Annotated in this window: 27 protein-coding genes; 25 read left to right on the top strand and 2 right to left on the bottom strand. The window is 39.5% G+C overall.

Features of this window, described 5'->3' with window-relative positions; translation table 11 throughout:
* The first annotated feature begins 16 nt into the window (after nucleotides 1-16).
* From rpiB to spoIID, 20 genes are all read left to right on the top strand, one after another.
* On the top strand, nucleotides 17-463 hold the full coding sequence (gene rpiB / locus J2S06_RS08435; protein ID WP_044749472.1) for a ribose 5-phosphate isomerase B: 447 nt from the start codon (nucleotides 17-19) through the stop codon (nucleotides 461-463).
* 12 nt (nucleotides 464-475) lie between these two features.
* Complete coding sequence (locus tag J2S06_RS08430) at nucleotides 476-1,048, top strand: TIGR01440 family protein (protein WP_044749473.1); 573 nt, start codon at nucleotides 476-478, stop codon at nucleotides 1,046-1,048.
* 364 nt (nucleotides 1,049-1,412) lie between these two features.
* Entirely contained in the window at nucleotides 1,413-2,654 is a 1,242-nt protein-coding gene (glyA, locus tag J2S06_RS08425) for a serine hydroxymethyltransferase (RefSeq protein ID WP_044746853.1), read from the top strand.
* 376 nt (nucleotides 2,655-3,030) lie between these two features.
* Complete coding sequence (gene upp, locus J2S06_RS08420; RefSeq protein ID WP_044896345.1) at nucleotides 3,031-3,660, top strand: uracil phosphoribosyltransferase; 630 nt, start codon at nucleotides 3,031-3,033, stop codon at nucleotides 3,658-3,660.
* A 299-nt stretch (nucleotides 3,661-3,959) separates the two neighbouring features.
* Nucleotides 3,960-6,206 (top strand): S8 family serine peptidase, encoded by a 2,247-nt coding sequence (locus J2S06_RS08415; RefSeq protein ID WP_419152000.1) that lies wholly within the window; start codon nucleotides 3,960-3,962, stop codon nucleotides 6,204-6,206.
* A gap of 197 nt (nucleotides 6,207-6,403) precedes the next feature.
* A complete protein-coding gene (locus J2S06_RS08410) occupies nucleotides 6,404-6,625 on the top strand; it encodes an AtpZ/AtpI family protein (RefSeq protein ID WP_419151999.1) in 222 nt (73 codons plus the stop codon).
* 8 nt (nucleotides 6,626-6,633) lie between these two features.
* Nucleotides 6,634-7,017, top strand: coding sequence for an ATP synthase subunit I (locus J2S06_RS08405; protein ID WP_419151998.1), 384 nt, complete (start codon nucleotides 6,634-6,636; stop codon nucleotides 7,015-7,017).
* Nucleotides 7,018-7,023: 6 nt separating this feature from the next.
* Nucleotides 7,024-7,758: a F0F1 ATP synthase subunit A gene (gene atpB, locus J2S06_RS08400; protein ID WP_419151997.1), complete on the top strand. Its 735-nt coding sequence runs from the start codon at nucleotides 7,024-7,026 to the stop codon at nucleotides 7,756-7,758.
* Between the two features lie 81 nt (nucleotides 7,759-7,839).
* Nucleotides 7,840-8,052, top strand: coding sequence for a F0F1 ATP synthase subunit C (gene atpE / locus J2S06_RS08395; RefSeq protein WP_044896341.1), 213 nt, complete (start codon nucleotides 7,840-7,842; stop codon nucleotides 8,050-8,052).
* Nucleotides 8,053-8,195: 143 nt separating this feature from the next.
* Nucleotides 8,196-8,747, top strand: a complete 552-nt coding sequence (gene atpF / locus J2S06_RS08390; RefSeq protein ID WP_419151996.1) for a F0F1 ATP synthase subunit B — start codon at nucleotides 8,196-8,198, stop codon at nucleotides 8,745-8,747.
* Nucleotides 8,744-9,289 carry a F0F1 ATP synthase subunit delta gene (locus tag J2S06_RS08385; protein ID WP_419151995.1) on the top strand — a complete coding sequence of 182 codons (546 nt, stop codon included), beginning with the start codon at nucleotides 8,744-8,746 and terminating at the stop codon, nucleotides 9,287-9,289. The genes atpF and J2S06_RS08385 overlap by 4 nt, the downstream gene beginning before the upstream one ends.
* Nucleotides 9,290-9,304: 15 nt before the next feature.
* Nucleotides 9,305-10,813: a F0F1 ATP synthase subunit alpha gene (gene atpA / locus J2S06_RS08380; RefSeq protein WP_419151994.1), complete on the top strand. Its 1,509-nt coding sequence runs from the start codon at nucleotides 9,305-9,307 to the stop codon at nucleotides 10,811-10,813.
* Between the two features lie 88 nt (nucleotides 10,814-10,901).
* Nucleotides 10,902-11,759 (top strand): ATP synthase F1 subunit gamma, encoded by an 858-nt coding sequence (atpG, locus tag J2S06_RS08375; RefSeq protein ID WP_419151993.1) that lies wholly within the window; start codon nucleotides 10,902-10,904, stop codon nucleotides 11,757-11,759.
* Nucleotides 11,760-11,796: 37 nt separating this feature from the next.
* Nucleotides 11,797-13,215: a F0F1 ATP synthase subunit beta gene (gene atpD, locus J2S06_RS08370; protein ID WP_419151992.1), complete on the top strand. Its 1,419-nt coding sequence runs from the start codon at nucleotides 11,797-11,799 to the stop codon at nucleotides 13,213-13,215.
* 28 nt (nucleotides 13,216-13,243) lie between these two features.
* On the top strand, nucleotides 13,244-13,648 hold the full coding sequence (locus J2S06_RS08365) for a F0F1 ATP synthase subunit epsilon (RefSeq protein ID WP_419151991.1): 405 nt from the start codon (nucleotides 13,244-13,246) through the stop codon (nucleotides 13,646-13,648).
* Between the two features lie 342 nt (nucleotides 13,649-13,990).
* Nucleotides 13,991-14,224 carry a DUF1146 family protein gene (locus J2S06_RS08360; protein ID WP_419151990.1) on the top strand — a complete coding sequence of 78 codons (234 nt, stop codon included), beginning with the start codon at nucleotides 13,991-13,993 and terminating at the stop codon, nucleotides 14,222-14,224.
* A 92-nt stretch (nucleotides 14,225-14,316) separates the two neighbouring features.
* Nucleotides 14,317-15,063 carry a YwmB family TATA-box binding protein gene (locus J2S06_RS08355; RefSeq protein ID WP_419151989.1) on the top strand — a complete coding sequence of 249 codons (747 nt, stop codon included), beginning with the start codon at nucleotides 14,317-14,319 and terminating at the stop codon, nucleotides 15,061-15,063.
* Between the two features lie 32 nt (nucleotides 15,064-15,095).
* Complete coding sequence (murA, locus tag J2S06_RS08350) at nucleotides 15,096-16,403, top strand: UDP-N-acetylglucosamine 1-carboxyvinyltransferase (protein WP_419151988.1); 1,308 nt, start codon at nucleotides 15,096-15,098, stop codon at nucleotides 16,401-16,403.
* A 289-nt stretch (nucleotides 16,404-16,692) separates the two neighbouring features.
* A complete protein-coding gene (locus J2S06_RS08345) occupies nucleotides 16,693-16,839 on the top strand; it encodes a hypothetical protein (protein WP_419151987.1) in 147 nt (48 codons plus the stop codon).
* A gap of 298 nt (nucleotides 16,840-17,137) precedes the next feature.
* Nucleotides 17,138-18,157 carry a stage II sporulation protein D gene (spoIID, locus tag J2S06_RS08340; protein WP_419151986.1) on the top strand — a complete coding sequence of 340 codons (1,020 nt, stop codon included), beginning with the start codon at nucleotides 17,138-17,140 and terminating at the stop codon, nucleotides 18,155-18,157.
* Between the two features lie 453 nt (nucleotides 18,158-18,610).
* Here the strand turns inward: spoIID and J2S06_RS08335 are convergent, their stop codons facing one another.
* Nucleotides 18,611-19,039, bottom strand: a complete 429-nt coding sequence (locus J2S06_RS08335) for a VanZ family protein (protein ID WP_044747161.1) — start codon at nucleotides 19,037-19,039, stop codon at nucleotides 18,611-18,613.
* A gap of 127 nt (nucleotides 19,040-19,166) precedes the next feature.
* On the opposite strand from J2S06_RS08335, the gene J2S06_RS08330 reads away from it, so the two are divergent.
* The 5 genes from J2S06_RS08330 to mreB all read left to right on the top strand — a co-directional run bounded on the left by J2S06_RS08330 (nucleotide 19,167) and on the right by mreB (nucleotide 24,564).
* The gene (locus tag J2S06_RS08330; RefSeq protein ID WP_419151985.1) at nucleotides 19,167-20,036 is read left to right on the top strand and encodes a peptidoglycan DD-metalloendopeptidase family protein; all 870 of its coding nucleotides are present in this window, start codon (nucleotides 19,167-19,169) and stop codon (nucleotides 20,034-20,036) included.
* 542 nt (nucleotides 20,037-20,578) lie between these two features.
* Entirely contained in the window at nucleotides 20,579-20,881 is a 303-nt protein-coding gene (locus J2S06_RS08325) for a DUF4212 domain-containing protein (RefSeq protein WP_044747163.1), read from the top strand.
* A 74-nt stretch (nucleotides 20,882-20,955) separates the two neighbouring features.
* Nucleotides 20,956-22,608, top strand: a complete 1,653-nt coding sequence (locus J2S06_RS08320) for a sodium:solute symporter family protein (protein ID WP_419151984.1) — start codon at nucleotides 20,956-20,958, stop codon at nucleotides 22,606-22,608.
* A 539-nt stretch (nucleotides 22,609-23,147) separates the two neighbouring features.
* Entirely contained in the window at nucleotides 23,148-23,423 is a 276-nt protein-coding gene (gene spoIIID, locus J2S06_RS08315) for a sporulation transcriptional regulator SpoIIID (protein WP_044747165.1), read from the top strand.
* 139 nt (nucleotides 23,424-23,562) lie between these two features.
* On the top strand, nucleotides 23,563-24,564 hold the full coding sequence (gene mreB / locus J2S06_RS08310; RefSeq protein WP_044747166.1) for a rod shape-determining protein: 1,002 nt from the start codon (nucleotides 23,563-23,565) through the stop codon (nucleotides 24,562-24,564).
* A gap of 204 nt (nucleotides 24,565-24,768) precedes the next feature.
* Here mreB and J2S06_RS08305 read toward each other — a convergent pair whose 3' ends face one another.
* On the bottom strand, nucleotides 24,769-25,269 hold the full coding sequence (locus tag J2S06_RS08305) for a hypothetical protein (RefSeq protein WP_419151983.1): 501 nt from the start codon (nucleotides 25,267-25,269) through the stop codon (nucleotides 24,769-24,771).
* Nucleotides 25,270-25,719: the final 450 nt, after the last annotated feature.

The following is a 25,719-nucleotide window of genomic DNA, read 5'->3' as shown; positions in this document are numbered from 1 at the left end:
TATAGGAGGTTATACGATGAAGGTTATTATTGCTTCAGACCATGGCGGGATGAAAATTCGTGAAGAAATTAAACAATTGTTAGAAGAGATGAATATTGAGTATGAAGATATCGGCTGTGAATGCGAGACATCCGTTGACTACCCGGATTATGCGCTCCCAGCAGCAGAACGTGTTGCCAACGGCGAATTTGACCGCGGCATTTTAATTTGTGGTACAGGTATCGGCATGTCTATCGCTGCCAATAAAGTGAAAGGCATCCGCTGTGCACTCGTTCATGATGTGTTTAGTGCAAAAGCAACTCGTGAGCACAATGATAGCAACATATTAGCAATGGGTGAACGTGTCATCGGTCCAGGCTTAGCAAGAGAAATTGCGAAAACATGGCTAACGACAGAATATGCTGGCGGTCGCCATGCAAGACGGATAGGAAAAATATCTGAATATGAACAGAAGCATCTGTAACGGAGGGGTGAAATGACGAAATTGCCAATTTGGAAAGAAGAGCTTTCCATTATCTTAAACGACTTCAAGCAGCAAGTATCTTTAAGAAAAGGTCAATTATTTGTCGTTGGCTGCAGCACAAGTGAGGTAATCGGTGAAAAAATTGGTACAGCTGGAGCAAAAGAAGTTGCTGAAATAATATATGACGAGTTGCAAAAGCTTCAAGCCGAAACAGGAATAGAGCTCGCTTTCCAATGCTGTGAACATTTAAATCGCGCTCTCGTTGTGGAACGGGCTACCGCACTAAAGCGAAACGATGAAATCGTCTCCGTCATCCCTGTCCCGAAAGCGGGCGGTTCCATGGCATCATATGCATTTCAACAAATGAACGATCCGGTCGTCGTTGAATTTATTCGTGCAGATCATGGCATCGATATAGGCGACACGTTTATCGGCATGCATTTAAAGCATGTTGCTGTCCCAGTTCGATGTTCTAAAAATAAAGTCGGCCATGCACATGTTACACTAGCGACAACAAGACCGAAACTTATTGGCGGTGCACGAGCAGTTTATGAACGTACGGAAAGGACAGAGTCTTGCACATGAATGAAACGCAAAATGCTACGAATGATGATGGCATTTTGCGTTTCTATTTTCGCTTTTAGTTTAAGGCTTTTTTCTAAAAGATTGTTGCTTTACTATATGATCGCTTTTCGACTGTCAAGCAAGCGAAACGCTTGCTATGTCACGCGTGTAGCGTGACGTGAACCGAACAATTCTCTAAGAAGCTGAGACTTTTCATATGGAAATTTGTTTTGCCATTGTTTGAATCATGCTACAATGAATCGTGAAAAGCAAAAATTTTTGGATCATTCTTTAAAATGATCTGAAATGAATATAAAGCAGTGCCATAATTTTTTAAGACAAGCCTGCTGCCATTCACAGATAACATTAAAGGAGGAACTCATTGATGAAACACATTCAAAGCCAGGATCCGCAAGTATTTGCAGCCATTCAAAACGAGTTAAAACGCCAGCGTACGAAAATTGAATTAATTGCATCAGAAAACTTTGTAAGTGAAGCGGTAATGGAAGCACAAGGTTCCGTGTTAACCAATAAATATGCTGAAGGATATCCAGGCCGTCGTTATTACGGAGGTTGTGAATACGTAGACGTCGCTGAAAATATTGCCCGTGACCGTGCGAAGGAAATTTTTGGAGCAGAACATGTAAACGTTCAGCCGCATTCTGGTTCGCAAGCAAATATGGCCGTTTACTATGCCGTGTTAGAGCATGGCGACACCGTTTTAGGAATGAATCTTTCCCATGGCGGTCATTTAACACACGGAAGCCCGGTAAACTTTAGCGGTATTCAGTTCAATTTCGTCGAATATGGCGTCGATCAAGAAACGCATTTGATTGATTACGAGGATGTACGAGCTAAAGCGCTTGAACATAAGCCGAAATTAATTGTTGCAGGGGCTAGTGCTTACCCGCGTGAAATTGATTTCAAAAAGTTTCGTGAAATTGCCGATGAAGTTGGCGCATATTTAATGGTCGACATGGCTCATATTGCCGGACTTGTCGCTGCAGGACTTCATCAAAATCCAGTTCCATATGCTCATTTTGTCACAACGACTACTCATAAAACGTTAAGAGGTCCACGCGGTGGAATGATTTTATGCAAAGAAGAATTCGCTAAAAAAATTGATAAATTTATTTTCCCTGGTATTCAAGGTGGGCCATTAATGCACGTTATTGCAGCTAAGGCAGTTGCTTTAGGTGAGGTGCTGCAAGACGACTTTAAACAATATGCGAAAAATATCATTGACAATGCGAAACGTTTAGCCGAAAAGTTAAAAGAAGAAGGCCTAAACTTAGTATCTGGCGGAACGGATAATCACTTAATTTTACTTGATGTGCGCAATTTAAACCTTACTGGTAAAATTGCTGAAAAAGTGCTAGATGAAATCGGTATTACTGTTAATAAAAATACGATTCCATATGATCCAGAATCTCCATTTGTCACAAGTGGCATTCGCATCGGTACAGCAGCTGTCACGAGCCGCGGATTTAGATTAGAAGAAATGGATGAAATTGGTTCAATTATGGCTTTTGCCCTAAAAAATCATGAAAATGAAGAAAAATTAGCAGAAGCGAAAAGTCGTGTTGAGGCATTAACGGAAAAATTCCCTCTTTACCCTAATCTATAATTCTGATTCGGTAACCGAGCACCTTCCGATTTGGGAGGTGCTTTTTTTATCATATCAGAATTTCGAAGGAATAAACCCTTTTATATAGTAATGGATGTCTAGCGAAAGACGCCCAGCGACTAGTGAACTTCCCTCTCCTCCTTCCGATAAGTCAACATCGACGCTTTCGCTCTTCGTGTTTCCTTTATCTCATGTGGAGCGGTCCAGTTCATACGCCGCTAAGCGGGGAGCTTTGAGCTTTTCTTATTGGTTTGATAAAAGGGACAGAAAAAACATTTTTTTGACAAAACATGCAACACCCTTTTCTTTTGTTGAAACTCTTTTCTTTTTTCAGTAAAATCAATTGAGGTGCAAAAGTGTAAAGGAGTTGTGAACTGTGGGGAAAGTGTATGTGTTTGATCACCCGTTAATTCAGCACAAATTAACGTATATTCGTGATAAAAATACGGGAACGAAGGAATTCCGTGAATTAGTAGAAGAAATTGCTACATTGATGGCATTTGAAATCACACGTGATTTACCGTTGCAGGAAGTTGAGGTGGAAACACCTGTAAGCAAAGCGACATCAAAGGTTTTATCCGGGAAAAAGCTTGGCATTATCCCGATATTACGGGCTGGACTTGGCATGGTTGATGGTATTTTAAAGCTGATTCCAGCAGCAAAAGTGGGTCATGTCGGGCTTTATCGCGACCCTGAAACGTTAAAGCCAGTAGAATATTATGTTAAGCTTCCTTCCGATGTAGAAGAGCGTGAATTAATTGTTGTCGATCCAATGCTTGCAACAGGTGGATCAGCTGTTGAAGCGATTCATTCTTTAAAGAAGCGAGGAGCGAAAAACATCCGCTTTATGTGTTTAGTTGCTGCACCACAAGGCGTTGAAGCGATGCAAAAAGCACATCCAGATGTCGATATTTATATTGCTGCATTAGATGAAAAATTAAATGATCATGGATATATTGTTCCTGGACTTGGCGATGCAGGAGACCGCTTATTCGGAACGAAGTAGACGTGATGCCCCATAAATGTTAGACCTCACGCGCCTTGTTGTGGAGTCTGACAATCCCGCATGTTTTTTTTGGCTCTATTCTAAAAGATTGTTGCTTTACCATAGCTTTTCGACTGTCCAGGCAAGCGATGCGCTTGCAACGTGCTTTGTTCGGTTCATGGACAGTCGAAAAGCAACAAAGTTTACGAAAACAGCCTTATTTTTCGATTCCCTCTTTTTCCTTCTGCTTTCCCTTTTTTATTTCCCTCATCAGTTATGAAAAAGGAAAAAACGAGCAAAATAACCATTGAGGTGAGATGATGGGTCACTCGTTAAAATGCTCTTTTATCATATTGATTATCATGCTGATGCTGCCAGTTTATTCACCATTGGCCGCAGTAATGTATCCGGATCGCCCTATGCTTCCAAATGATCAGCTTCAAAAAGAAACGATGATCATCGTTGTGGACGAAAGAAGCTTTTCAAAAGCGAAGAGAATGTTAAAAGAACGTTATCCTGATATCGAGATACGACAACAATATCAAACAGCGTTCTACGGTTTTTCGGTTGAAGGTCGAAAAAGAGATTTGCAGTCGCTATTAAATGAGCCATTCATATTACATGCAAGCCCTGTTTCAACCTACGAGCCGAACATCGAGGAAAGTGTGCCATTTATTGGCGGGGAAAGGATTCGCGGATATTTTAACGAAAAGGGCGAACGGCTAACAGGAAAAGGAATCAAAATTGCGGTGATTGATACAGGGATCGATTATCATCACCCTGATTTACGCCGCAATTATAAAGGAGGCTACGATTTTGTTGACGGAGACCGACATCCGATGGAGGCTACCGAAAAGAATGGCGCCACCATTCACGGAACACATGTTGCTGGAATTATTGCAGCAAATGGAAAATTGACGGGTATGTCTCCAGATGCGTCTATTATTGTTTATCGTGCCCTTGGACCAAATGGATATGGTACATCAGAGCAAGTGATATCAGCTATTGAACAAGCGATTATCGATCAAGTGGATATTATCAATCTATCGCTAGGCAATCGTGTCAATAGTCCTGATTGGCCGACAAGCTTAGCGTTAAATCAAGCCGTTAAAAAAGGAATTATTGCTGTCGTTTCCAGTGGGAATTCCGGGCCTAAAACTTGGACGGTTGGTTCGCCAGGTACAGCTAGTAAAGCAATTTCTGTAGGGGCATCGACCCCGCCAATAGAAGTGCCTTACGTAACTTTATCAGGATATCATAAACAAATTCCTATTTTACCTATGCATGGATCGGCAAAATGGGACTTAGAAGGGACGGAAAATATCGTTTACGCAAAGCTTGGAGAAGATGTAGATTTTCCTAAAAATGTACGCGGAAAGATCGTGCTAGTGAAACGGGGAAAGCTTTCGTTCACAGAAAAGGCGTTAAATGCCGAAAAAAAAGGTGCAAAAGCGCTGCTCATCTATAACAATGTTTCCGGAAATTTTGCCGGACAATTAGAAAGAGAAGTTCACATACCAGTAGCTTCGATTTCCAAAAAAGACGGAGAGTGGCTCAGAAAGCATATCGACAACAAAGCATGGCTGAAAACCGTTTATCAAAAAGAAGAAGATACATTGGCCGAATTTAGTTCACGTGGACCTGTCACGACAACATGGGAGATTAAGCCAGATGTAGTAGCTCCAGGGGTTGAGATTGATAGTACAATTCCAAATGGGTATTTAGCTCTAAATGGTACAAGTATGGCAGCACCACATGTGGCCGGAGCTTGTGCTTTAATTAAACAAGCTCATCCGGACTGGAATCCTGTTCAAGTAAAAGCTGCGTTAATGAATACGGCTAAACCAATAACAAGACGCGATGGAAAGCCACTCCGCTCATATGAACAAGGGGCAGGGAGGATAGATGTTGTGAAAGCGATTCAGACAAATGTGTTAATATATCCTTCCTCTATTACCTTTGGACAAATTTATTCAACCGAACCAAGAATGCAAAAACAGGTTCGATTGACATTAGATAATCAATCTGAAAATGAAAGAAAGTTCACCTTTTTACAGCCTGAACATCGCAATGGCATTCAATGGAAGCTCCCGAAAACGGTTCAAGTTCCGCCAAAGCAAAAAAGGAATGTCGTTATATCAGTTGATATGACACCAAGCTTATTTAAAAATGGAATATATGATGGCTATGTACATGTTCAATCTGGAGAACAAACGATTCGTATTCCTTATTTGTTTGTTGTCAATGAACCAGATTATCCGCGTCTAATGGGGTTTGAATTTGGTTTAGCAGATGCGGAAAATACCTTTCATTATGAACTATATTTGCCAGGTGGTGCAGAAGAATTTGGTATTGCTTTATACGACCCAGATACTTTGCGCTTTATTTCCTTTTTAGATTGGCAGCGCAATGTTCCGAGGGGACTGCGGGAGAAGAATGTAAATATCAAAACATTAAATGTACCAAAAGGAATCTATAAAGCGGTCATTTTTGCGAAAAAAGGGAAAAAAGAAGATAAGATTGAAACAGAATTAAGTCTTAATCCTGAAATATTAAAAAACGAGTAATATTTTGTGAAAAAAATGTGAACAAATTGTGTAGTCCTTGTCGAATTGTGAAACTTTTCTCATGAAAGAGATTGACATTAAAGTATGCCTATTGTATGCTAAACGGGGAATGAGATGATAAGGTTTTCAAAACCTATTTATATCGCAAAAACCCAGAAAAATCCTTATATTTAAAATATTGTGAGGATTCTATTTCTATGAGACCAAAACAACGCCATCCGCTCCAAGCAATGGCTTTAATGTCCGCTATTCTATCACAATTAGTAGGTTCAACACTTATCGGTATTTTCGCAGGTAGATGGCTGGACAATAAATTTCATACTGTACCTTTATTTTTAATCATTGGCCTTCTAATTGGACTAGCAGCTGGAATTTACTCTATGTTTAAACTCGTTCATCATTTATTCTCAGGAGATTGAGAGCATCCATGTATCAATATAACAATTTATGGACTAGAAGCAGGAAATACATATTGTATTTGCTTGCTGGTTACGTTTTGGGGTGGGGGTTTACTCCGTATCAAACGATTTTCCTCGGACTGATCCTTGGCACTAGCTTTAGCCTCTATAATTTATGGTTATTGATTCGCAAATCAAAACAATTCCAAAAAGCAATGGAAGAGGGTCGAGCTGCGCGTTCTATCGGAACTATTTCAAGAATGGCTATAGCAGGATTGGCGGTATTAATAGCACTGAAATTCCCTGAATATTTTCATTTATTTAGCGTGATTATTGGATTAATGACAATGTATGTTGTCATTATGATAGATTACATTTTTTATATTCGCGGACAAGCTTGGGAAGAGAGGTGAAATCTGTTGGGTCACGAAGCGCCGATTGTAGAACTTTTCGGTCTATACTTTAATTTAGCAAACATCTTAATGATTACGATCACCAGTGTTATTGTCTTCATCATTGCTGTATTATCAGCCCGATCTTTATCCATGTATCCTACTGGATTGCAAAACTTTATGGAATGGGTTATGGATTTTGTCAAGAATATTATTAGCAGTACGATGGATTGGAAAACGGGTGGTCGCTTCCTAACATTAGGAATGACGCTTATTATGTACATTTTTGTGGCAAATATGCTAGGGCTCCCTTTTTCCGTCGTCGTTGGAAAAGAGCTATGGTGGAAATCGCCTACTGCAGACCCTACTATTACATTAACTTTAGCGATTATGGTTGTAGCCCTTACTCATTACTATGGCATTAAGCTCAAAGGGGCTAGCGAATATGGTCGTGATTTCTTAAGACCGCTTCCATTCTTATTTCCTCTTAAGATTATCGAGGAATTTGCTAACACATTAACGCTTGGTCTCCGTCTTTACGGTAACATCTTTGCCGGGGAGATTTTACTTGGACTACTTGCTGGACTTGCAACAAATGGATATGCACATAGTATAGCCAGCGGTATTATTGGTACGATTGTTGCTGCCGTACCAATGATTGCATGGCAGGCTTTTAGTATATTTGTTGGTGCTATCCAAGCCTTTATTTTCACAATGTTAACAATGGTTTATATGGCACACAAGGTGAGTCATGACCATTAATGTATATACTTTTAAGCTTTCATGCTTTACATTTCATTTTGAAAAAAATAATTTTCTAAAATAAAAGGAGGACATTTGCTCATGAATTTATTAGCAGCTGCAATTGCAATTGGTTTAGCGGCACTAGGTGCTGGTATTGGTAACGGTCTTATCGTATCTCGTACAGTAGAAGGAATCGCGCGTCAACCAGAGGCTCGCGGAATGCTACAAACTACAATGTTCATCGGGGTTGCGCTAGTTGAGGCGATTCCGATCATCGCGGTTGTTATCGCATTTATGGTATTTGGAGCATAATATAAGGACAAACTTTTAGGTTTCAAAGCTTTTTAATGGCGAAGATCATAAAAAGAGCTTCGCCATTCCTTTATGTTAATCTTGTCAAAAACTAAAAAATAATGATTTCGTTCTTAATTTATATACGTTGGATTTAAATGGTGATGGAACTCTTGAAGGGAGTGAAAATAGCCGTGTTAACATTTGACCTTGCTCTTGGAGCAGCTGGAGGCCCCTTTAATGGCGGAGATATTTTATTCCAGCTTATCATGATGTTAATCTTGTTAGCATTGCTAAGAAAATATGCTTTCGGTCCACTAATGGGTGTCATGAAGCAGCGTGAAGAACACATTGCTAATGAAATTCGCTCTGCAGAAGAAAAGCATGAGGAAGCGAAAAAGCTTATACAAGAGCAGCGTGAGCTATTGAAAAAAGCTCGTCAAGAATCTCAAGAGCTTGTTGAACATGCGAAAAAGCTTGGTGAAAAGCAAAAAGAAGAGATTATTCAAGCGGCTCGTGCTGAAGCTGAACGTTTAAAAGAAGCTGCCAAAAAAGAAATCGAGCAAGAAAAAGAGCAGGCTGTTGCTCAGTTGCGTGAACAAGTCGCTTCATTGTCTGTCTTAATCGCATCGAAAGTCATTGAGAAAGAATTAAACGATGCCGAGCAAGAAAAACTGATCAACGACTATATTAAAGAGGTAGGAGAACAATTATGACAGGTGGAGTCGTGGCAAAGCGATATGCTCTAGCTCTTTTTCAAATCGCAAAAGAAAAAGAGAGCGTTGATCAGTTTGCAGAAGAATTGCGTGTCGTAAAGCATGTTTTTACAGAAAATAGCGATCTACTGCAGGTGCTTGCTCACCCTAAAGTATCGCTAGAAAATAAAAAGGCGATGTTAAAAGAAGCTTTTGCATCCTTAACAACGGAAGTTTTAAACACTCTTCTTTTACTCGTTGAGAACAAACGCATCAACATTGTGAATGAGCTTCAAGATTGCTATGTACAATTAGCGAATGAAGAACAAGGAACTGAAGATGCGAAAGTATATTCTGTTCGTCCATTAAAAGACGAAGAACTTAAGGCTCTTTCCGAAGTTTTTGCCAAAAAAATCGGAAAACAGTCGCTGCGTCTTGAAAATATCATCGATCAAAGCCTCATCGGTGGCATTAAGCTCCGCATCGGCAATCGAATTTACGATGGCAGTGTAAGCGGAAAGCTAGAACGTATAGAACGTGAATTAGTAGCGAAAAGTTCGTAGATAGGGGTGAAACTCATGAGCATCAAAGCGGAAGAGATTAGCGCACTGATAAAAAAGCAAATTGAAAACTATCAGTCTGAAATTCAAGTTAGTGATGTAGGTACTGTTATTCAAGTCGGTGACGGTATTGCACGTGCTCATGGCCTTGATAACGTAATGGCTGGTGAGCTTGTTGAGTTCTCAAACGGCGTTATGGGTATGGCCCAAAACTTAGAAGAAAATAACGTCGGTATCGTCATTTTAGGACCTTACAAAGATATTCGTGAAGGCGACGAAGTTCGTCGTACTGGACGTATTATGGAGGTTCCTGTCGGTGAAGAATTAATTGGACGTGTTGTAAACCCATTAGGTCAACCGGTTGACGGTTTAGGTCCAATCGAAACAACAAAAACTCGTCCAGTCGAAAGCCCAGCACCTGGTGTAATGGATCGTAAATCAGTCCATGAACCATTACAAACAGGTATAAAAGCGATTGACTCATTAATTCCAATCGGTCGGGGTCAGCGTGAGCTAATTATCGGCGACCGTCAAACAGGTAAAACACAAATTGCAATTGATACCATTTTAAATCAAAAAGATCAAAACATGATCTGCATTTATGTTGCGATCGGACAAAAAGAATCTACGGTTCGTAACGTAGTTGAAACTCTTCGTAAACACGGTGCATTAGAATACACAATCGTTGTTACAGCGTCCGCTTCTCAGCCTGCTCCATTATTATTCTTAGCTCCGTATGCAGGTGTAACAATGGGTGAATACTTCATGTACAATGGTCAACATGTGCTTGTTGTTTATGATGATTTATCTAAACAAGCCGCAGCTTACCGTGAACTTTCACTATTATTACGTCGTCCTCCAGGCCGTGAAGCATTCCCAGGGGATGTATTCTACTTACACTCCCGACTACTTGAGCGTGCGGCAAAGCTAAGCGATGCAAAAGGCGGCGGTTCATTAACGGCATTACCATTCGTTGAAACACAAGCTGGCGACATTTCAGCTTACATTCCAACAAACGTTATTTCTATTACAGATGGACAAATCTTCTTGCAATCTGATTTATTTTTCTCAGGTGTACGCCCTGCGGTAAACGCTGGTCTTTCCGTATCCCGTGTCGGTGGTGCGGCGCAAATTAAAGCGATGAAGAAGGTTTCAGGTACACTGCGCCTTGACTTGGCAGCATACCGTGAATTAGAAGCATTCGCACAATTTGGTTCAGACCTCGATAAAGCGACGCAAGCAAAATTGAACCGTGGTGCTCGTACAGTTGAGGTACTTAAACAAGGCATTAACAAACCAATTCCAGTTGAAAAACAAGTTATGATTCTTTACACATTAACAAAAGGATTTTTAGATGATATTCCAGTAGAAGATATTCGTCGTTTTGAGGAAGAATTTTATGTGTATTTAGACCAAAACGAAAAAGAGCTTCTTGAAGAAATCCGTACAACTGGAAATCTTCCTGATGATGAAAAAATGGAAAAAGCGATTACTGGCTTTAAAAAGACATTTGTTGTTACTGAATAATCATGGTTGTGAAAAGCTGCTTAGTCCGCTTTTCACAGCCATCCAATAAAATGATTCGGCTATTTTTCAATAAAGGTGGTGAAAACCTTTGGCATCTTTACGCGATATAAAATCGAGAATCACCTCAACGAAAAAAACAAGCCAGATTACAAAAGCAATGGAAATGGTTTCTGCTGCTAAATTAAATCGTGCAGAAAACACGGCAAAAGCTTTTGTTCCATATATGGAAAAAATTCAAGAGGTTGTTGCAAACATCGCGCTAGGCAGCACGGATGTTAGTCACCCGATGTTAGAAAAGCGTCCAGTAAAGAAAACGGCATATTTAGTCATTACATCTGATCGTGGTCTTGCAGGTGCATTTAACAGCAACGTGCTGCGAACCGTTTATCAAACAATTCAAAAACGCCATCAATCGAAAGATGAGTATACCATTGTGGCAATCGGAAAAATCGGTCGGGACTTTTTCCAAAAACGTGAAATGCCGATTATTGAACAAATTGTCGGTATAAGTGATGAAATAACCTTTGCGGACATAAAAGACATTGCCTTTAAAACGGTTCAACTGTTTGCAGATGGCCAAGTAGATGAAATTTATATGTATTACAACCATTATGTAAGCGCCATTCAACAGGATGTAACGGAGAAAAAGCTTTTACCGTTAACGGATATTGCTGCAAACAAAAAAATGACTTCTTATGAATTTGAGCCGGCACAGGAAGAAATATTGAAAGTACTCCTTCCGCAATATGCTGAAAGCTTAATTTATGGTGCGCTATTAGATAGTAAAGCAAGTGAGCATGCAGCACGTATGACAGCCATGAAAAATGCAACGGACAATGCGAAAGAGCTTATTAGTACTCTTACGCTTTCTTATAACCGTGCACGCCAAGCAGCGATTACGCAAGAAATTACAGAAATTGTTGGCGGTGCAGCAGCACTCGAATAGTCATACTTTTGAAAGTTAGTTAGGAGGGAAAGCGAACATGAAAGGACGCGTTACTCAAGTTATGGGTCCAGTTGTAGACGTGAAATTCGAAAGTGGACACTTGCCAGAAATCTACAATGCCCTAAAAATTTCTCACAAAGCGCGTAATGAAAATGAAGTCGATATTGACTTAACTTTAGAAGTTGCCCTTCATTTAGGTGACGATACAGTTCGTACGATTGCGATGGCTTCTACTGATGGTGTGACACGTGGTATGGAAGTGGAGGATACAGGTGCTCCTATTTCTGTACCAGTTGGTGACGTAACATTAGGTCGTGTATTTAACGTACTTGGTGATAATATCGATCTTGATGAGCCAATTCCAGCAGATGCTCGTCGTGATCCTATCCATAAACCTGCTCCAAGTTTTGAGCAGCTTTCAACAGAAGTTGAAATACTTGAAACAGGGATTAAAGTTGTTGACCTCCTTGCTCCATATATTAAAGGTGGAAAAATCGGTCTATTTGGCGGTGCCGGAGTAGGTAAAACGGTATTAATTCAAGAGCTTATTAACAACATCGCCCAAGAGCACGGTGGTATTTCCGTATTTGCAGGTGTAGGTGAACGTACTCGTGAAGGAAACGACCTATACTTTGAAATGAAAGATTCTGGGGTCATTAACAAAACAGCGATGGTATTTGGACAAATGAACGAACCGCCTGGAGCACGTATGCGCGTTGCCTTAACAGGTTTAACAATGGCGGAATACTTCCGTGACGAACAAGGTCAAGACGTGTTATTCTTTATCGACAACATCTTCCGTTTCACACAGGCTGGTTCTGAGGTATCAGCGTTGCTTGGCCGTATGCCGTCTGCCGTTGGTTACCAGCCAACTCTTGCAACAGAAATGGGTCAATTACAGGAGCGTATTACATCTACTAACGTAGGTTCCGTAACATCGATCCAAGCGATTTATGTACCTGCGGACGACTATACAGACCCAGCTCCAGCAACAACGTTTGCACACTTAGATGCAACGACAAACCTTGAGCGTAAGCTTTCTGAGATGGGTATTTACCCAGCAGTGGATCCGCTTGCGTCTACATCCCGCGCCCTTTCACCAGAGATTGTTGGTGAAGAGCATTACAACGTAGCTCGCCAAGTCCAGGCTACTTTACAGCGTTATAAAGAATTGCAAGACATTATCGCAATCCTTGGTATGGACGAGCTTTCAGATGAAGATAAGCTTGTTGTACACCGTGCACGCCGTATTCAATTCTTCTTATCACAAAACTTCCACGTAGCAGAACAGTTTACTGGACAACCTGGTTCTTATGTACCAGTAAAAGAAACTGTGCGTGGATTTAAAGAGATTCTTGAAGGTAAATATGACCACATTCCGGAAGATGCGTTCCGTCTAGTAGGCCGCATTGAAGACGTGCTTGAAAAAGCGAAGGAAATGGGTGTAGAAGTTTAATTTTGGGACCTAGGAGGAGGAGCAAAATATGAAGACAGTACAAGTGAATGTCGTCACTCCCGATGGCCCAGTTTACGATGCAGAAGTTGAAATGGTAAGTGCCAAAGCTCAAAGCGGTGAGCTCGGAATTTTACCAGGTCATATTCCAATGGTGGCTCCTCTAGCGATTGGAGCGGTTCGCCTGAAAAAAGGAAGCAGCACGGAACTCGTGGCTGTTAGCGGAGGCTTTTTAGAGGTACGACCTGATAAAGTCACGATTTTGGCACAAGCAGCTGAAAAAGCAGAAAATATCGATGTTGCTCGTGCGAAAGCAGCGAAGGAGCGTGCAGAACGCCGCCTTCGTAAAAAGACAGACGACATTGATTTCAAACGTGCACAACTTGCACTTCAACGTGCCATCAACCGATTAAATGTAGCAAATCATAAATATTAACAAGAAGAAGGACCAGAGGTAATGACCTATGGTCCTTTATTTCACGTTAAAAAAGCGTCACCGTAAAGACCAAAGATACATAACATGTGCGAGCAAGACAATAGGCGGCAAATCGACGCAGCTTGGGAGCTGTTACAAAATGTGTGTTATGACATGCCACCATTTCGCTAGAAAGCTATTATAACATGTGTGTTCGCGTTACTTTTCTTTTGTCACTCCTAAATATATAGGGTGAAAGGAAACAGTTCTTTTCCTCCATTATTGATATAAAAATGATGTGACAGAGTACGTTTTAAGGAGGAACGGATTGAAAAATACGTCAAGATGGGAAGGGGTGGTAGGATGATTGCTCTAGGTCAACAAGCGATAATTAGTATGACTTCACATATAGTGTTTATCATTATTACATGGTATGCTCTACAAGGTTTACATATTGAGGCCATCATTCGAAAAGGTCGTGTATTTGAGGCTAGATTGCTATTAATATTATTAACCATTGCTATTGGTTCTACAGTCAGCAATTTTTTCCTTGATTTATTATTTTGGTCTCGCCAAACTCCATACTTATTTTCATAAAAAACGAATCTTTGTCTAATATTGACGACTTTTTCCACGTATAGGCACTTCGGATCCGGCAAAAATTTTAATAAGGAGAGGAAGTGTCGGAAATGAAGAAAAAAAGTGTGATAGCGTACTTATTTATGATTGTTTTAACCATCATCATTATGGGGAAAGAAACGATGATTGGAGCGATGAGTGATGAAACAAATGTAAAAAAAATCGTAGAAGGTTTACAATCTGAAAATATTGAGGTTGATGAATGGTCTCTTTACGTAAAGCACCCCCTGACTGTTGATTCTGAAAATATTCCCAATGAAGTGAAACGTTTACAGCGTGAATTTCGTCAATTTATATGGGTTGAAGAGCGTAAAGGGGATGTGATCAAATGGATTGGAAAACATAAACATAAAGGCTTGCACATGAATGAAACACTTCAAATTGTAACCACCCGCATAAATCACCACTCGCAATCGTATATTCTATATCAGGCTTCTATAAAGGGTTGGCATGAAAAAAATTGGGGAGAAATCAATCATTATTTCAAAAATGAAATTTTAAGTAAATTTAAAGGAAATTATACGATTTTCACTTGTGTAAAAGGTTATACAAGTGATAAGATGAAAAGTGTTTTGCATTTAAAAGCAGATAGAATATTAGACAAATTTCGAGCGAAATCGATTGAATCGTTAACAGAGTCCGATTTTATTTCAATATCTGGTTATACACCAAAATGGGACTCAACGATTCCTACAAAAAATGGAAATATGAATATTCAAATAGCGCTAAGAAGCGCAGGATTGGGCGGAAAAACGACCGTAATAGTTGGAACACCAATCATAACGACTGAATATTAATATAGAGAAATTGGGACGCGGAGGGGAATACCTTGGAAAAAATCATCGTCCGCGGCGGTCGAAAGTTAAACGGTACAGTAAAAGTAGAAGGTGCCAAAAATGCCGTTTTACCTGTTATCGCTGCATCATTATTAGCTACAAAAGGAAAAAGTGTAATCTGTGATGTACCTGCGCTCTCCGATGTTTATACCATTAATGAAGTACTTCGCCATTTAGGAGCAGAAGTAACATTTACAGGAAATCAAGTGATGGTCGATGCATCTAGAGAGCTTTTAGCTGAAGCACCATTCGAATATGTAAGGAAAATGCGTGCATCTGTATTAGTAATGGGACCGCTCCTCGCTCGCAAAGGTCGTGCTCGTGTTGCATTGCCAGGCGGTTGCGCTATAGGTTCACGCCCGATTGATCAGCATTTAAAGGGATTTGAAGCGATGGGAGCTTCAATTAAGGTAGGTAATGGTTTTATTGACGCGGAAGTAAATGGAAGGCTCCGCGGTTCGAAAATATATTTAGATTTCCCAAGCGTTGGTGCGACGGAAAATATCGTGATGGCGGCTGCGCTAGCCGAAGGAACAACCATTATTGAGAATTGTGCTAAAGAGCCAGAAATTGTTGATTTAGCGAATTATATTAATTCGATGGGTGGAAAGATTCGTGGTGCTGGTACAGAGACTATTCGGATTGAAGGTGTAGATTACTTGCAAGGTACTCAGCATACCATTATTCCAGATCGAATTGAAGCAGGAACATTTATGGTTGCAGCAGCTATAACAGGTGGTAATGTTCTAATTAAAGGCGCAGTACCTGAGCATCTTACATCATTGATTGCTAAAATGGAGGAAATGGGTGTAACGATTATAGAGGAAGAAGACGGTTTACGGGTCATAGGTCCAGATGAATTAAAAGCAGTGGACCTAAAAACGATGCCACACCCTGGTTTCCCTACCGATATGCAGTCGCAAATGATGGCGCTTTTGCTCTGTGCTAACGGTACGAGTATGATTACAGAGACAGTCTTTGAGAACCGTTTCATGCATGTAGAAGAATTTCGCCGTATGAATGGTGATATTAAAATTGAGGGACGCTCTGTGATCATTAATGGACCTGTAAATTTACAAGGCGCAGAAGTCGCTGCTACCGATTTACGAGCGGCCGCTGCTTTAATTTTAGCTGGGTTAGTTGCTGAAGGTTATACTAGAGTTACCGAACTAAAGCATTTAGATCGCGGATATGTCGATTTCCACAAGAAGCTAAAAGCTTTAGGCGCTGACATTGATCGCGTGAAAGAAGAACAGATAACCATTCAAGAACAAAAAACCGTTACCGATTTAAATGCATAATGTCTAAAAAGTTAAAGTCTCGCACAAGAGGCTTTAACTTTTTTTACATAGCAAGCGTGTCGCTTGCCTGGACAGTCGAAAAGCTATGGTTGTAAAGCAACAATCTTTTAGAAAAGAGCCTTTTACATACAGCTCTCGTTATTTGAAATACAGCACGGTTATAAAGTCCCCATCAAAACGGGCTTTTATACATTTCATAATATGTAAACGTTTTCAAAAATATGTTTTTCATATATTATTTGGAGTTCGGAGAGAAACCTAGAGATTATGGGCGGAAACCGAGAGATTAATGGCGGAAACCGAGAGATTAATGGCTGGAACCGAGAGATTAGTGCATGGAACCGAGAGAATAAGGGCGGAAACCGAGAGATTAATGGCTGGAACCGAGAGAATAAGGGCTGGAACCGAGAGAATAATGGCTGGAACCGAGAGATAAAGGTGCGAAACTGAAAGATTAAAGTCCGAATCGATAGATAAATGCGCAAAACCGAGAAATAAAGCGCCGTAATCGAGAGAAAAGCTCTCTAAAGCGTGCGATAAAGTTTCGAAATCAATATAAGAGCTATGCGAAGAAAGGCTAACCCACTTTCACTTTGTCCAAAACAGCCTTCAAAAAGACACGCGACTCACTGTACGGAAGTGCTTGTCTTCAAATTCATTAGATACAGTCATAAAAGGTTGTCCACATAAATAGACTGTACTAAAGGTTATTCAATAAGAATGGGGGCTATAAAATGAAGCAATTGAAGACGTTCACACTGATTTTTGCAGCTTTTTTTATCGTTATTCTCATGGTGCCGAGCTTACTAGTGGCCCCATTTATTCAAAAGACGACAGGTGTATTAGGAGAAGAATTGCAAAAACAAGGGCAAGAAGAGGCTGTTTTAGGTGATTCGCCAATCTCTGTTCCTGTCTATCGAGCTCAAGAAAAAGTGATTCAAGAAATTCCCCTCGAAGAGTATGTTGTAGGAGTTGTTGCTTCAGAAATGCCAGCGGATTTTGAGTTAGAAGCATTAAAAGCTCAAGCATTAGCAGCTAGAACTTATATAGTGAAACAATTGTTAAATGAAAAAAATATCGGTGCTCCTAAAGGTTCTGTCGTCACGGATACTGAAATTCATCAAGTATATAAAAGTAAAGAAGAATTGAAGAAAATATGGGGATCTGACTACAAGTGGAAAATAAATAAAATTACAGAAGCCGTTGCCGATACGAAAGGACAAATTTTAACATACGATAATCAGCCGATTGACGCATCTTTTTTCTCTACAAGCAACGGCTATACCGAAAATTCTGAAGCGTATTGGTCAGATTCACTTCCTTATTTAAAAAGTGTTGAAAGTCCATGGGATGTAAATTCTCCTAAATTTTATGATCGCAAAGTGTTCACTGTGAAAGAGTTTGAACAAAAGCTTGGTGTTCAAATTGGTGAAGATGGATCAGTTGGAAAAGTCATTTCCCGTACACCAGGAAAGAGAGTAGCAATAGTTGAAATAAATGGAAAAAAGTTAACGGGACGGGAAATAAGAGAAAAGCTTGACTTGAAATCAACCGATTTCTCATGGGAATTAAAAGGAGATAAAATTATCGTTACAACAAAGGGATATGGTCATGGAATCGGAATGAGTCAATATGGAGCAAACTTTATGGCTGAAGAAGGGAAAAATTATAAAGATATCGTGACCTATTACTATAAAGGAATTGAGGTCTCCACAGCCGATCAATTTTTAACCAAATATATGGCAAAGCAATAATTTCTTAAAAGGGTTCTACCCAACAACACAATAGAAAAGGAATTGGCCCATTTCACCAATTCCTTTTTTATTGCTTGTCGACAACATTGTTCATAGTTGGTTTTTTGTCTAGTTCTGGGCGTTAGCGGCTAGCAAACTTCCCATTTCATCTGTACGATAAGTCAACATCGACTCAACGATCGCCTGAGTTTCCTTTATCTCATGCGGAGCAGTCCAGTTCATACGCCGCTAAGCGGGGCGCTTGCGCTTTTCCTATATGTCGCTTTTCTAAAATATATTTGCTTTACTATAGCTTTTCAACTGTGAACCGAACAAAGAACGTAGTCGGACAAATCACATTTGTCCGACAATCGTTTCACACTACATGCGTGACATAGCAAGCGTGCTGCCTGCCTATGACAGTCGAAACGGAAACAGCCTTCAATAAAATACGTATTTCCTTTCACGTTGTTTTTAACCTTTCAACCGAGAAAGTAGCTGGAAGAATTGATAAAAGCGTCCATTTCTTTTTTGAAAATACCACACTTTCATCATATAAAATGAAACCGCTACTCCAATCGTATCTTTTACAAAATCAATGAATGTGGATGACCTTGATGGAACAAAAGCTTGATGAATTTCGTCGATAAGTCCATATAAAACGGAAATCAATGCAGCCACCATACTTGTTTTTGCAGTTAACTTTTGCTGTACTGCCAGCATCAACACAAAAAACCAATACAATAGACCAAATTCTACTAGGTGCAAAGATTCCTTTAAAACATCGTCAAACGGAAACGGTGTTTCAATAACCGCATCTGCTGGTTGACTCGATAAATACCAAATAAAACCCATATAAATGAAAGGAAGAACGGTGATAACTGAAACGGCCAATGATCTCATGTTTAAGCTCCTTTCAAGAAATGATGTATGAAAGCCACGCTAATAGCAAAAACTAAATACAAATTTTTTACTTTTCATGTATAGAATCTCTCAAACTTGTTCAGAATGGTTGCTGAGGTGATGAACAATGAGAGAGGAAGAAAAGAAACGTACTTCTCAAGGCTCTAAATTTCAGCAGTTTTTCAGAAAAAGATGGGTTTTTCCAGCGATATATTTACTAAGTGCTACAGTTATTTTAACAGCGGTTCTTTGGTATCAAGCCGTTCGCAACGATGTATCTGAACAGTCAATGGATTCTACAGACGTATCCTATCATGATGAACCATCTGTTGAAGTAAACCGCTCTGTAGAGAATTTTAAAATGCCAGCTATTGATCCAGATGCTGTCCAAGTTGTGACAAAATTTTATGATTTCGAGGCATCAGCAGAAGATCAAGAAGCAGCACTCGTTTTTTATAATAATACGTACCACCCAAATCAAGGAATTGACATTGCAAGAGAAGATGGGAAGCCATTTGAAGTGGTTGCCTCTTTAAGCGGTACAGTTACAAAGGCTGAAAAAGATCCAATATTAGGTCATGTCATTGAAATTGAGCATGATGACAACCTTGTGACAATTTATCAATCACTTTCTGAATTAAAAGTAAAACAAGGAGATAAAGTAGAACAAGGTCAAGTAATCGGACAAGCTGGAAAAAACCAATTTAATGCGGAAGCTGGCGTTCATGCCCACTTTGAAATTCGCAAAGATGGGAAAGCATATAATCCATTAAACTATATGGAAAAACCAATGACAAGTTTAACTGAACAAACTGCAGCAGATGGAGCATCTGATGAAGAGAATTTAATGGAAGAAAATGAAACAACTCCATCAGAAGAAAATTTAACAGAGGAAAAAGAGACAACTCCATCAGAAGAGAAGCAGCCAACAAATGAAGAAAATTCTAATCCAAATGAAAATGAACCAGAAGCATCTCTCCATTCAAAAAATTCATAATAAAGGAAGACAATGAGTCTACTCGGGCAAGGGTAGACTATTTTTTTGTTGTCATGGATGTTGATGTTGCTCTAAATTTTCGGTGACAATCGGATAGCTCGAATTTTACACCACGATTGTTATATCACAAAATATACATATTTACGTGTTGTCGTTTTAGAGGCTTTTAATAAGAAAAAATATGCAGAAAATGATTAAAAATTTTTTAGAAACTATTTTTTTTCATTCTGTTGACGAAAATAGGGGAGTTGATATAATAGTAAATGTTAGAAAATTTTAAAAAATTTTAAAGTTTAGAAGGAGGGGATTATTTAGAAATTTTAAAGTAGGAGGTTGTTATGATTGCTATTTTTCATGATTGCCCTAATTGGTTTCAGTCTATTTTTTACTTTGCGCTTTAAAAAACCTCAATTTTTACTAATTCCTGTCCTATCTCTACTAGTTTACTTCATCATTGAAATTGCATTAGTTCCTGCACCGTTTCTAGAAACTCTGAAATTCATTTTTAGTCTATCATAATAGGTTGAGAAAGGGTGGCTCATTTGGAAAAACTAGACAAACATGTAGCCGATAAGTATTTTAAAGAACGCATCATGTATACGATTTTGTATTTAATTATATGGTTTCTTGTGTCCTTTGTAATGGTAGCGCTTGCAGAACCGTTAAGCAACTATACCTTTATCGGTTTCCCGCTCCATTATTACATGGGAGCACAAGGGTCCATACTCGCCTTTATCATTTTATTATTTGTGAATGCAAAAGTTAGCGATCTTATTGATCGAAAATACGGTATTGACGAGGAAGTAAATAAAAAAATAAGTCATGGAAAAGTATTAGATCATTAATAGAGTTTTTGTTGTATCAATAAAGACTCGAAATAAAGTCTATAAAGTATGGGCCAAAGGGGGAAAATCCGAATATGGATGCTCAATTTCTAGTGTCTTTATCGATCATTTTATTAACGTTTGCTATTTATATTGGTATTGCTGTCTATAATAAAGCTCGTGCAACGTCAGATTTCTATGTTGCCGGACGTGGTGTTCCGCCGGTTTTTAACGGTATGGCGATTGGTGCAGACTGGATGAGCGCTGCGTCATTTATTGGAATGGCAGGTACGGTGATGATATTAGGTTACGACGGTTTAGCTTATATAATGGGGTGGACAGGCGGATATTTGCTTTTAACCTTTTTATTAGCGCCGCAGCTGAGGAAATTCGGGCGATATACTGTACCAGAGTTTATCGGTGACCGCTATGAAAGTCATACAGCAAGAATCATTGCGGCAATCTGTACAATTATTATTAGTTTTACGTATTCAATCGGCCAACTATCTGGCTCTGGCGTCGTCATTGGACGTTTATTTGAAATTGATGCTAAAATCGGTACGATGATTGGTGTCGTTTTAATTGCCTTTTACGCAGCTTTTGGCGGGATGAAAGGAATTACTTGGACCCAAGTAGCCCAATATATTATTTTAATTATCGCCTATTTAATTCCAGTTATTTTTATGTCCCTTCAAATAACTGGTAATCCTGTACCGTGGCTTTCATATGGTCACATTATTAACGAAATGGGAGAAATTGATCGCCAGCTAGGAATTTCAGAATATTTTGCTCCATTTACAAGCAGTACAAAGTGGCAGTTTCTTGCTTTATTATTTACTTTGATGGCTGGAACAGCAGGCTTACCTCACGTCATCGTTCGTTTTTATACCGTATCAACGATGAAAGCAGCACGCTGGTCTGGTGCTTGGGCGTTATTATTTATCGGCTTGCTTTACTTATCAGCACCTGCATATGCAGCATTTTCACGTTTCATTCTTTTAAAAAATGTTGTCAACCAGCCTATTGATGCACTCCCTGCTTGGACAAAGCCTTGGGTCGATACAGGCAAGCTTCAGCTGGCAGATAGCAATGGAGACGGTATTTTACAATGGAAAGAAATGATTATTTCCAATGATATTGTTGTTATGGCAACACCAGAGATAGCGAATCTTGGCATGTTTGTCATCGGTTTGGTGGCAGCTGGAGCAATGGCAGCAGCTTTATCAACGGCAGGAGGGCTAATGATTGCCATATCCTCATCTTTTGCTCATGATATTTACTACCGTGTATTAAACCCGAAGGCAACGGAAGAAAATCGTTTAGCAGTCGCACGGATTTCCATTATTGCGGCAACTGTTTTAGCAGGATTAATTGCCTTAAATCCGCCAGGCGTTATTACGCAAATAGTTGCTTGGGCCTTTGCGCTTGCATCAGGGACATTTTTCCCGGCGCTCGTTCTCGGTGTTTGGTGGAAACGTTCAAATAAATATGGTGTCATATCGGGAATGGTCGTCGGTTTAATTGTCACTTTATCCTATATTTTTGCAGCTAAATATGGCGGCTTTACGATTGCTGGCATTATAGATACAGGTGCTGGTATTTTTGGAGCTGCTTCGTCATTTTTAACAAACATTATTGTCTCGCTGGCAACAGCTGCACCGTCTAAGAAAGTTCAAGAGGAAGTCATCAACTTACGCTATCCAGAACAAATGGTATATAAAGACGGAGATGTTTATTTAACAAAATAAACGACAATAGGGGTAGAAATGAAAGCGGTTTCTACCTCTGTTTTTTTGGTATTACGCATGAAGTCACGTCTAGCTCCGGGAGTTAGCAGCTTTCAACTTCGTACGATTCCGTCATACATTTCCTTTATCTCCTACATGAAAAAGCGGGGCTAGGAGGTGTCAGACGCACTGTGATTTTGTTCAGGCCCCTTTTCTGTTCCTCAAGTTTTTTTCCTTTCCTCTTTTCGATTCGACAAATTTCCCGGAAAATAAATGGTTTTCGCATAACGGATAGGAAAAGTTTCAAGGTTAGAAAATGAAAAAAATATGGAATATTTCCTTGTCCCTCTTGACTTTTCAAGCATATATTCTCAACCAAGCTAATAAAATGTTACAAACCTAACAAAGAGAGAGTGTTTGAGGTGAGGGATCGTGAGCATAGATGATCATCGCAGTAAAGAAAGCATCCTAATATTCAACATCCTTGATATGGTGCTAAATATTAGATATGCGAGTCTCATTTCACACTTCTCACATCCATATTAGGGAGGTCGAGTGGTGTGCACGATTACATCAAAGAACGCACAATCAAGATTGGAAAGTATATCGTGGAGACGAAAAAAACAGTTCGCGTGATTGCGAAAGAATTTGGTGTATCAAAAAGTACAGTTCATAAAGATTTAACAGAACGATTACCTGAAATTAATCCCGAGCTTGCCAATGAAGTGAAACGAATATTGGATTATCATAAATCCATTCGTCACTTGCGTGGTGGGGAAGCGACAAAACTAAAATATAAAAAAGAAGATACAAAAAAAGAAGAAACGATCAAGTAATGTGACTCCTCTCGCCAATCGACATTTTGACAACAAATTATGACAAAAACATCCTTTTTTACGAAATATATGCTACAATATTTAATTGGGACATGATTTGGAAAATGGCGATTGATTGGCAAGGAGGATCCTAATAAAGATGTTTGCGAGAGATATAGGTATTGATTTAGGGACGGCCAATGTCCTGATTCATGTAAAAGGTAAAGGTATTGTATTAAATGAACCTTCCGTTGTAGCTCTTGACAAAAATACGGGAAAGGTTTTAGCGGTCGGTGAAGAAGCAAGACGTATGGTAGGTCGTACACCTGGTAATATTGTTGCGATTCGGCCGTTAAAAGATGGGGTCATTGCTGACTTTGAAGTAACAGAAGCCATGCTGAAGCATTTTATTAACAAATTAAATGTAAAAGGTATTTTATCAAAACCACGTGTATTAATTTGCTGTCCAACAAACATTACCTCTGTAGAAAGAAAGGCGATAAAAGAAGCTGCTGAAAAAAGCGGCGGTAAACAAGTTTATTTGGAAGAAGAGCCAAAAGTCGCAGCAATTGGTGCTGGTATGGATATTTTTCAGCCTAGCGGGAATATGGTTGTCGATATTGGCGGTGGTACGACAGATGTTGCCGTTCTGTCAATGGGTGATATTGTCACCGCCTCTTCCATTAAAGTCGCTGGGGACAAGTTTGATCTTGAAATTCTAAATTATATTAAACGTGAATACAAGCTTTTAATCGGCGAGCGTACGGCAGAAGATATTAAAATTAAAGTAGCGACAGTATTCCCAGGTGCACGAAATGAAGAAATTGATATTCGTGGGCGGGATATGGTCACAGGATTGCCTCGTACGATTACGATTAAATCGGTTGAAATTGAACAAGCACTACGGGAACCTGCAGATGCGATTGTCCAAGCGGCTAAAAACGTACTAGAGAAAACTCCGCCAGAGCTTTCCGCTGATATTATCGACCACGGGGTGATCCTTACTGGCGGCGGTGCATTATTAAACGGAATCGACCAATTGTTAGCCGAAGAATTAAAAGTCCCTGTTTTCGTTGCAGAAGATCCGCTTCACTGTGTTGCCGTTGGAACGGGCATTATGCTTGAAAACATGGACAAGCTTCCGAAAAGGAAATTGATCTAAACAAGATTAAGAGAGGCTGTCTAAAAAGTGATGCGGCAGCAAGATGGTAAGTCTCTAAAATGAAGCAAGTGGAGAAAAACGAGTTGTTTTTCTCCACTTGTATTTTTATCTGAAAGCAGCTAGCGGATGCTGGCTGCTTTCAGAAAGTTGTGGGCTAATGCCACAATCCTTCAGATAATTTATAAATCTCTGTAGGGCACTTTTTTATGAATAAGGATAAGGGTTTTGCCCTGCTGATTGTTGGTTTTGGCGGCGAACTTCGTTTACGTTTGTTTGACTTGGTGTACCTTGCAATGGGTTAAAGGACGGGTTCGCATTCATTTGAAAAGAGCTTGGTTGATTTTGAATATTGGCTTGTGGCTGATTTGGAATATTCGTTTGTGGTTGGTATTGATTTTGATATTGAGCTTGGTTTAAGTTTTGAAATTGATTTTGGTTTAAATTCTGGTATGGATTTTGGTATTGATTAACTTGTCCAAGATTTGACTGCAATTGCTTCCCGATATTTTGAATTTGTTGCAGGCTTTGTACAGCTTGTTGCTCTTTTTTCCCAAATTCTTGAGCTTGCTGTTGTGTCATTTGGTTTGTCTGAAAAGCTTGATTAGCGTTTTGCTCTTCTTGTTGTTTAAGTGTTTGAGCAATTTGATGAATTTGTTGAAGAGCTTGCTGTGCTTGATTTGTTAACTGTTGAATTCGATATGGCACCATTTGTTCCTCCCTGTCATGTATTGTTTACATATCATAGACTATCCTCACGTGTCCTCTTTAAACGAAGAAAAGATTACCATTTCTCTAGATTTGTACGATACGAATAAGATCAGCTCGTAAACCTTCATTCAATTTCCGTTTGAGGACTTAGGATCAAATCGATTTTCGAATAAGCAGTTTTTTAATGTCTGTTTTCGTAAACTTTGTTGCTTTTCGACTGGCCATGAGCCGAACAAAGCACGTGGTCGGATAAATTATATTTGTCTGACCGTCGACTTTTGTTCGGTTCACATCACGCTACACGCGTGACATAGCAAGCGTATCGCTTGCCTGACAGTCGAAAAGCTATCGTATAGTAAAGCAACAATCTTTTAGAAAAAGAGCCTTTTTAAAAGAAATTTACAGGATGGTAATGAGAATTGAAGAAAAGTCCTTTATAATAAAAAA

Source organism: Bacillus alveayuensis, assembly GCA_030812955.1.
Lineage (GTDB): Bacteria > Bacillota > Bacilli > Bacillales > Aeribacillaceae > Bacillus_CB > Bacillus_CB alveayuensis.
Note: the sequence above shows the minus strand (reverse complement) of the source record. Positions and strands in the feature narration are given on the sequence as shown.

Coding starts and splice junctions, on each gene's coding strand:
- rpiB (WP_044749472.1), top strand. CDS start 17: ATGAAGGTTATTATTGCTTCAGACCATGGCGGGATGAAAATTCGTGAA.
- J2S06_RS08430 (WP_044749473.1), top strand. CDS start 476: ATGACGAAATTGCCAATTTGGAAAGAAGAGCTTTCCATTATCTTAAAC.
- glyA (WP_044746853.1), top strand. CDS start 1,413: ATGAAACACATTCAAAGCCAGGATCCGCAAGTATTTGCAGCCATTCAA.
- J2S06_RS08415 (WP_419152000.1), top strand. CDS start 3,960: ATGGGTCACTCGTTAAAATGCTCTTTTATCATATTGATTATCATGCTG.
- J2S06_RS08410 (WP_419151999.1), top strand. CDS start 6,404: ATGAGACCAAAACAACGCCATCCGCTCCAAGCAATGGCTTTAATGTCC.
- J2S06_RS08405 (WP_419151998.1), top strand. CDS start 6,634: ATGTATCAATATAACAATTTATGGACTAGAAGCAGGAAATACATATTG.
- atpE (WP_044896341.1), top strand. CDS start 7,840: ATGAATTTATTAGCAGCTGCAATTGCAATTGGTTTAGCGGCACTAGGT.
- atpF (WP_419151996.1), top strand. CDS start 8,196: ATGGAACTCTTGAAGGGAGTGAAAATAGCCGTGTTAACATTTGACCTT.
- J2S06_RS08385 (WP_419151995.1), top strand. CDS start 8,744: ATGACAGGTGGAGTCGTGGCAAAGCGATATGCTCTAGCTCTTTTTCAA.
- atpA (WP_419151994.1), top strand. CDS start 9,305: ATGAGCATCAAAGCGGAAGAGATTAGCGCACTGATAAAAAAGCAAATT.
- atpD (WP_419151992.1), top strand. CDS start 11,797: ATGAAAGGACGCGTTACTCAAGTTATGGGTCCAGTTGTAGACGTGAAA.
- J2S06_RS08365 (WP_419151991.1), top strand. CDS start 13,244: ATGAAGACAGTACAAGTGAATGTCGTCACTCCCGATGGCCCAGTTTAC.
- J2S06_RS08360 (WP_419151990.1), top strand. CDS start 13,991: ATGATTGCTCTAGGTCAACAAGCGATAATTAGTATGACTTCACATATA.
- J2S06_RS08355 (WP_419151989.1), top strand. CDS start 14,317: ATGAAGAAAAAAAGTGTGATAGCGTACTTATTTATGATTGTTTTAACC.
- J2S06_RS08345 (WP_419151987.1), top strand. CDS start 16,693: ATGGCGGAAACCGAGAGATTAATGGCTGGAACCGAGAGATTAGTGCAT.
- spoIID (WP_419151986.1), top strand. CDS start 17,138: ATGAAGCAATTGAAGACGTTCACACTGATTTTTGCAGCTTTTTTTATC.
- J2S06_RS08335 (WP_044747161.1), bottom strand. CDS start 19,039: ATGAGATCATTGGCCGTTTCAGTTATCACCGTTCTTCCTTTCATTTAT.
- J2S06_RS08330 (WP_419151985.1), top strand. CDS start 19,167: ATGAGAGAGGAAGAAAAGAAACGTACTTCTCAAGGCTCTAAATTTCAG.
- J2S06_RS08320 (WP_419151984.1), top strand. CDS start 20,956: ATGGATGCTCAATTTCTAGTGTCTTTATCGATCATTTTATTAACGTTT.
- mreB (WP_044747166.1), top strand. CDS start 23,563: ATGTTTGCGAGAGATATAGGTATTGATTTAGGGACGGCCAATGTCCTG.